Source organism: Rhizobium sp. P1_E6, from assembly GCF_056405875.1.
This window is the reverse complement of the sequence record NZ_JBFUBG010000090.1, coordinates 21,720-28,072: the sequence shown is the minus strand read 5'-3', so window position 1 is coordinate 28,072 and position 6,353 is coordinate 21,720. Positions and strand designations below refer to the sequence as shown.

Here is a 6,353-nt window from a genome sequence, read left to right as displayed (position 1 = left end):
CCCTCATCGTCTATCGCGAGGACAAGATCGCTGCCGCCCGGCAGTGGGTGCCCGTGATGGTCGCCGTCATGGCCAGCGGCTTCATGGCCTATATGGTGCTGCAGCTTGCGCCGCAAGGACGATATTCGTCGCTGACGATCCTTCTGATCGGCATCGGCATCGGGCTCGTCAGCTGGCTTGCTGTGCGGCCACTCATCCTGCGGCAGGCGGAGAACCTCGAAAACCGCAACAGCTCACTTCGCACGCTGTTCCACTTTCCGCTGATCGGCTCGGCCGCGCTGCTCTCCTTCGCGCATGGCGCAAACGACGTTTCGAATGCGGTCGGCCCACTATCGGCCATCGTTCACACGGCCGGTATCGCTGACAACAGCATGATCGGTCATCCACCGCTCTGGGTCATGCTGATCGGCGCTTTTGGAATCTCGGTCGGGTTGCTGCTTTTCGGGCCGCGCCTCATCCGGCTCGTCGGCGAGGAAATCACCAAGCTCAACCCGATGCGCGCCTATTGCGTGGCGCTGTCGACCGCCTTCACCGTCATCGTCGCCTCCTGGCTCGGCCTGCCGGTCAGCACCACGCATATTGCAGTCGGCTCCGTCTTCGGCGTCGGCTTCTTCCGCGAATGGTACACGCGCCATTCGAAGCGCCGCATCGAATTCATACGCCGCAAGGCTGAAAGCTTCGAGATCGACGAGCCTGAGCCAAATGTCCATGAAGCCCGTCGACGTTATCTCGTCCGCCGTTCGCACTTCATGACGATCATCGCAGCCTGGGTCATCACCGTGCCGGTTTCGGCTGCGCTTGCGGCGATGATTTATTGGGTTATGTTCGCGCTCTTCATGTGAGTCTGGGTCTCAGAATGCGCGCCAATTTCCGCATGCAGCGGCTTTTCATCGACGCCCCCTTGTCAAAGGGTGCTGCCGTCGAGGCCAATGCCGATCAGTTCAACTATCTCGCCAACGTGCTGCGCATGGAAGAGGGTGCGGAAATCCTCCTCTTCAATGGTCGCAACGGCGAATGGAAGGCGAGCCTTACCTTCCCGACCCGCAAACGCATCCTGCTGTCAGCCACTGAGCAGACACGACCGCAGCCTGCGCCCTCCGACCTGCACTATCTCTTCGCGCCGCTGAAAATCGGCCGTATGGACTATCTGGTGCAGAAGGCGGTGGAAATGGGCGCCGGTCTGCTGCAGCCGGTCATGACACAGCACGTACAGGGCAAAGTCAGCAATCTCGACAAGATCCGGGCGAATGTCATCGAAGCAGCCGAACAATGCGGCATCCTCGGCATTCCTGAAGTAGCGGAGCCCATCAAACTTTCCGATCTGCTCGATCGCTGGCCCGGAGAGAGGCGCATCATCTATTGCGACGAGGGCGATGCCGGGCAGAACCCGCTGCCGCTGCTTTCCAGGATCGCCGAAAAGAAACTCGCGCTGCTGGTTGGTCCCGAAGGCGGCTTCTCGGAAGAGGAGCGAATGCGCCTGCGCAGCCTGGATTTCGTGACCGCAATTCCACTCGGTCCACGCATCCTGCGCGCCGATACCGCAGCAGTCGCGGCAATGGCAATGATACAGGCTGCCATCGGCGACTGGAATTGACTTTCGAACGCCGGTTCCCTGGAAAGCCTGCTAATTTTTTGATGACATATTGAAAGAATTTCACTTGCAACTTAGCTGGCTTGGGCACTAATCACCCTTCCAATTGCCCCGGCCCCCGAATACAGGTAATTTCATGGCTCGCGACACTACCGACCAGACACCGCTCTCTTCGGTTCAGGAGCTGACCGACTATCTTGCCGCCGGCAACAAGCCGAAGGAACGGTTCCGTATCGGCACCGAACATGAGAAGTTCGTCTTCTTCCGCAAGGACAACAGTCCGGTTCCCTATTTTGGCGAAGCCAGCATTTCCGCACTTCTGAAAGGCCTGCAGGCCAAGAGTGGCTGGGAGCCGATCACGGATGGCGACAACATCATCGGTCTCGGCGAGCAGAACGGCATGGGCGCGATCTCGATCGAGCCCGGCGGCCAGTTCGAGCTCTCGGGCGCACCACTCGAGAACATTCATCAGACCTGTAAGGAATCCAACCAGCATCTGGCGCAAGTGCGCGAGATCGCCGAGCCTATGGGCATCGGTTTCCTCGGCATTGGCGGCAGCCCGACATGGACCTATGCGGAAACCCCGCAAATGCCGAAGTCGCGCTACGAGATCATGACCAGCTACATGCCCGAGGTCGGCACCCGCGGTCTCGACATGATGTATCGCACCTGCACGATCCAGGTGAATCTCGATTTCTCTTCGGAAGACGACATGCGCCGCAAGATGCGCGTATCGATGAAGCTGCAGTCGCTGGCGACAGCGCTTTTCGCTTCCTCTCCCTTCACCGAAGGCAAGCCCAACGGGATGCTCTCCTGGCGCGGCGATGTCTGGCGTGACGTGGACAACAGGCGCAGCGGCCTGCTCGACTTCACCTTCCGCGACGATTTCGGCTTCAAGGATTATGCCGAATGGGCGCTCGATGTTCCCATGTATTTCGTCATGCGCGACGGGCACTATCACAAGGCGACCCACGTCACCTTCCGGCAGTTCATGAACGGTGCGCTGAAGGGCGAGATTGCCGACCATGAGCCGACGATGGGCGACTGGACGAACCATCTTTCGACCCTCTTTCCCGACGTGCGCCTCAAGCGGTTCCTGGAAATGCGTGGTGCGGACGGGGGCCCGTGGCGCCGCATCTGTGCCCTGCCGGCCTTCTGGGTCGGCCTGCTCTATGATGACGCCGCTCTTGAGGCCGCCGACGCACTGACCAAGGACTGGCGTTTCGAGGAAGTGAATGTCCTGCGCAATGCTGTGCCGGAGGAAGGCCTCAAGGCCAGGTTCCGTGGCCATGCGCTGATCGATACGGCGCGCGAGGTCGTGAATATTTCCCGCGCCGGCCTCAAGGCACGCAACAGGCTGAATGGCGACGGCGTCGACGAGAGCATCTTCTTGGCACCACTCGATGAGGTTCTGGCAAAGAAGGCGACGCTCGCCGAAGATCTGCTAGCGCTCTATCACGGCCGCTGGAACGGCTCGGTCGAGCCGGTCTTCCAGGAATATCAATACTAAGAGGCGGCTCTCCCCCTCCAAAAAGCCGTTTGCGCATTCCCATTTCCGGCTATAGTGGCGCTGACATGCGCCGCTATACAGGAAAGGGACTTTCATGCTGCCACTTTTCGACATGATGATGCAGGCGCAGAACGGGGCGGCGATGGATGCAATCTCCAAGCAGTTCAACCTCGCCCAGGAACAGGCAACGAAAGCGATGGCCGCGCTGATGCCGGCTTTTTCCACCGGCCTCAAGCGCAGCACCAGCAACCCCTATGATTTCGTCGGCCTGATGCAGGCAGTGGCCTCGGGAAATTATGCCAAATATTTCGAGGATGTGAGCAAGGCTTTCACGCCTGAGGGCGTTTCTGACGGTAACAACATCCTCTCCCAGCTTTTCGGTTCGAAGGAGGTCTCGCGCGCCATTGCGGCGCAGGCGGCCCAGATGACGGGCATAGGCCAGGAGATCTACAAGCAGATGCTGCCGGTCATGGCCGGTACGCTTATGGGCGGGCTCTTCAAGCAATCGACCGGGCAGATGGCCTCGCCGGTCAATCCCTTCGTCAATACCGCCATGGGCGAGACAATCCAGGGATGGCTTGAGAGCACCGGCTTTGCGCCGAAGCCGAAAGCGGCGCCCGAGCCCAGCATTTTCGATAATCCCTTCACGCAGGCCATGCAGCTGATGTTCAGCGTGCCAAAGCCGGAACCTCAGTCGCAGCCCGCCAACCCGTTCCTCGACAATCCCTTCGCCAAGGCATTCCAGGAAATGATGGCGGGACTTCAGCAGCCGGCGGCAAAGACCCCGGAACAGCCGAAGGAAGAACCGAAAGCGGTCAATGACAGCTATACCCAGATGCTGAATTCAATGTTCGACAGCGGTCTCGAGGTGCAGAAAAACTATCAGAAGAGCCTTGAGGCAATCTTCGAGGCCTATCGGCCGAAACCCACGCCTGCTCCCGAAAGCCCTGCCCCCGCGGCTAAAAAATAAAAAAACCCGGAGATGGCTTGGGAAAGCCGATCACCGGGTTAAGCAGCAGGGCTATTGGCTATCGCCCTGCGGGGAAATGCGTGCGTTCAGTCCCTGTAGGGGCGCATGACCGCAATATGCCAGCGGCGCTTGGCCGCCTGTGTCAGATGCTCCGACGGATCTTCAAAGAAGGTCGAAGCGAGGAAAGCGGAGGTGACATCGGCCCGCGTCAGGCCGATATCCCGCAACTGATTGTCATCGAGCTCATGCAGCCCGTTCACCTGCGAGCGATTGCGCACAATGCGAAGGGCGTTTGCCAGCGGCGCAAGGCCAGCCATGAGACGTTGCATGAACGTCGGGGCGAGCTTGCCGCAGTCGAGTTCTAGTGTCTGTTCATGAGTGCGCATCGAACTCTCCTTTCTTCGGGGCGCAGAACAGCCCACCCCGCCTGCGAGGTCGTGCAGGAAGGGTCAAGCTGGTCACAGGCGGACAAGCAGGGTGTCTGTCCTTCACTTTGCTTGATTTGCATCCCGAAGATGCCAAAGACCTATTGATCAGTCCAACGAATGTTTCTAATGATTAACATCAGAGATCTTTATGGGTGGATGGGATCATGTCGGCGCCTCTTGATATCGACCAGTTGCAGACCTTCATCGCAATCGTGGACTCCGGCAGTTTCRCCAAGGCTGCCGACAAGGTCTACAAGACGCAGTCTGCCGTCTCCATGCAGATGCGCCGGCTGGAAGAGCGCATCGGCAAACAACTCTTCATCAAGGATGGTCGCGGCAACCGCCTGACGGTGGAAGGCGAAAAACTGCTCAACTATGCCCGGCGCATGATCCGCCTGAACAATGAGGCGATCGCCGCCTTCGACGACAACAGGCTGGAAGGTACGTTGCGCATCGGCACGCCCGATGATTATGCCGACCGTTATATGCCCGAGATCATCGGCCGCTTCGCCAAGACACATCCGAATGTGGAACTATACATCGTCTGCGAGCCATCGGTCGATCTGGCCGAGCGCATGCACAAGGGCGAACTCGATATCGCGCTTGTCACCCATAATCCGCGCGAGCGTATTTCGGATGTGGTGCGGACGGAACCGCTTTGCTGGGTGAGTTCGGCCAACCATCCGATCCGCGACGATGCACCGGTGCCGCTTGCCGTCGGCCGGCGCGACTGCCAATGGCGGCAGCTTGCCTGCTCGGCGCTCGATGCCGTCGGCCGCGAGTATCAGATCCTGTTCACAAGCTGGTCCTGCACCGTGGTTGCCTCCGCCGTGCTCGCCGGCATGGCGGTTTCGGTCATGCCGGAATCGGCACTCCGCACAGGCATGAAGGTATTGAGCCAGGCAGACGGCTTCCCGGCGCTGCCGCCGGTGCAGATCGGCATCATGAAACGGCCCGGCGTTTCCCTGTCGCTGATGAATGCCATTACCGCGCACATCACCGCCTGCCTCGACAACATCACGCCGACTGTCATCGAAGACAGCCTCGACCAGGATCTGAAGACCGGTCACGCCCGTCACTATCCGCGGCTCAAGGCTGCGGCCAGCATGATGCCGAGCTGGTAGTCTTAAGCTGCCGAGGCGGACGTCGGAGCAAAAAGGGAGGCGCGGATCACGCGCTTCCATTCGTCGAGAATGCGCTCGCCGAAACCATCTTCACTCAGCACCGCAAGGCGGATTGCCGCGCCGATCAAGTGGCTGAAAAGGTAAGTGCGCGCTTTCATTTGCTCATCGCAGAGTTCCGGCGAGAGACGGCGGACGGCATCCTGAAAGATCTCGGCAACCTGACCGCTATGCTCGATGTTCAGGCGTAGCAGATCCTGATCGGTCTCGGTGCCCATCCAGACCCCCAGATAGGCCGCATCGTTGCGGTATTCGGCATAATACCAGTCGATTATCGTGGAGATGAGGTCGAGCGCTTCGTCGAGGGACCGAACATCCGCAAACATCTCGGCCGTCTTCTGCTGGATCGCCTGCGCATGGCGGTCGAACAGCGCTTTGACGATCGCCGCCTTTTCCGGGAAATATTGATAGACCGAACCGATCGGAACCTTCGCGGCGGCGGCAAGCTCGGTCATCCGCATGGCGCTGACGCCCTTTTCCGCAATGATGGTGGCGGCTGCGTTGAGAATGAGATCCAGCCGCTGGATGCTGCGCTCCTGTTTCGGCTTCCTACGAAGAGCAATGCGATCCGAAATGTCCGCGCCCATGTGGTTCCCATCTGTCTCGTTATTGAGCGGCGGAAGTGATGTGTCATACCGGCGCGTCGGGCCGATATGACATGCAGGTATTCATC

The 6,353-nt window shown here is 59.6% G+C and carries 7 protein-coding genes; 5 read left to right on the top strand and 2 right to left on the bottom strand.

Annotation, left to right across the window (positions count from 1 at the left end; all coding sequences use genetic code 11):
• From AC1D35_RS28840 to AC1D35_RS28825, 4 genes are all read left to right on the top strand, one after another.
• Window positions 1-842 (top strand): inorganic phosphate transporter (locus tag AC1D35_RS28840; protein ID WP_477941349.1); only part of this gene is annotated, 842 nt, incomplete at its 5' end.
• A gap of 14 nt (window positions 843-856) precedes the next feature.
• The gene (locus tag AC1D35_RS28835; RefSeq protein WP_113311519.1) at window positions 857-1,594 is read left to right on the top strand and encodes a 16S rRNA (uracil(1498)-N(3))-methyltransferase; all 738 of its coding nucleotides are present in this window, start codon (window positions 857-859) and stop codon (window positions 1,592-1,594) included.
• Window positions 1,595-1,727: 133 nt separating this feature from the next.
• The gene (locus AC1D35_RS28830; RefSeq protein ID WP_113311520.1) at window positions 1,728-3,101 is read left to right on the top strand and encodes a glutamate--cysteine ligase; all 1,374 of its coding nucleotides are present in this window, start codon (window positions 1,728-1,730) and stop codon (window positions 3,099-3,101) included.
• Between the two features lie 94 nt (window positions 3,102-3,195).
• A complete protein-coding gene (locus AC1D35_RS28825; protein WP_113300647.1) occupies window positions 3,196-4,071 on the top strand; it encodes a DUF937 domain-containing protein in 876 nt (291 codons plus the stop codon).
• Window positions 4,072-4,157: 86 nt separating this feature from the next.
• Here AC1D35_RS28825 and AC1D35_RS28820 read toward each other — a convergent pair whose 3' ends face one another.
• The gene (locus AC1D35_RS28820) at window positions 4,158-4,457 is read right to left on the bottom strand and encodes a YjiS-like domain-containing protein (protein ID WP_112541455.1); all 300 of its coding nucleotides are present in this window, start codon (window positions 4,455-4,457) and stop codon (window positions 4,158-4,160) included.
• A 206-nt stretch (window positions 4,458-4,663) separates the two neighbouring features.
• Here AC1D35_RS28820 and AC1D35_RS28815 point away from each other — a divergent pair, with 206 nt between their 5' ends.
• Window positions 4,664-5,623 carry a LysR substrate-binding domain-containing protein gene (locus tag AC1D35_RS28815; protein WP_477941345.1) on the top strand — a complete coding sequence of 320 codons (960 nt, stop codon included), beginning with the start codon at window positions 4,664-4,666 and terminating at the stop codon, window positions 5,621-5,623.
• A 2-nt stretch (window positions 5,624-5,625) separates the two neighbouring features.
• Here the strand turns inward: AC1D35_RS28815 and AC1D35_RS28810 are convergent, their stop codons facing one another.
• Complete coding sequence (locus tag AC1D35_RS28810; protein WP_113300650.1) at window positions 5,626-6,267, bottom strand: TetR/AcrR family transcriptional regulator; 642 nt, start codon at window positions 6,265-6,267, stop codon at window positions 5,626-5,628.
• Window positions 6,268-6,353: the final 86 nt, after the last annotated feature.

Coding starts and splice junctions, on each gene's coding strand:
- AC1D35_RS28835 (WP_113311519.1), top strand. CDS start 857: ATGCGCGCCAATTTCCGCATGCAGCGGCTTTTCATCGACGCCCCCTTG.
- AC1D35_RS28830 (WP_113311520.1), top strand. CDS start 1,728: ATGGCTCGCGACACTACCGACCAGACACCGCTCTCTTCGGTTCAGGAG.
- AC1D35_RS28825 (WP_113300647.1), top strand. CDS start 3,196: ATGCTGCCACTTTTCGACATGATGATGCAGGCGCAGAACGGGGCGGCG.
- AC1D35_RS28820 (WP_112541455.1), bottom strand. CDS start 4,457: ATGCGCACTCATGAACAGACACTAGAACTCGACTGCGGCAAGCTCGCC.
- AC1D35_RS28810 (WP_113300650.1), bottom strand. CDS start 6,267: ATGGGCGCGGACATTTCGGATCGCATTGCTCTTCGTAGGAAGCCGAAA.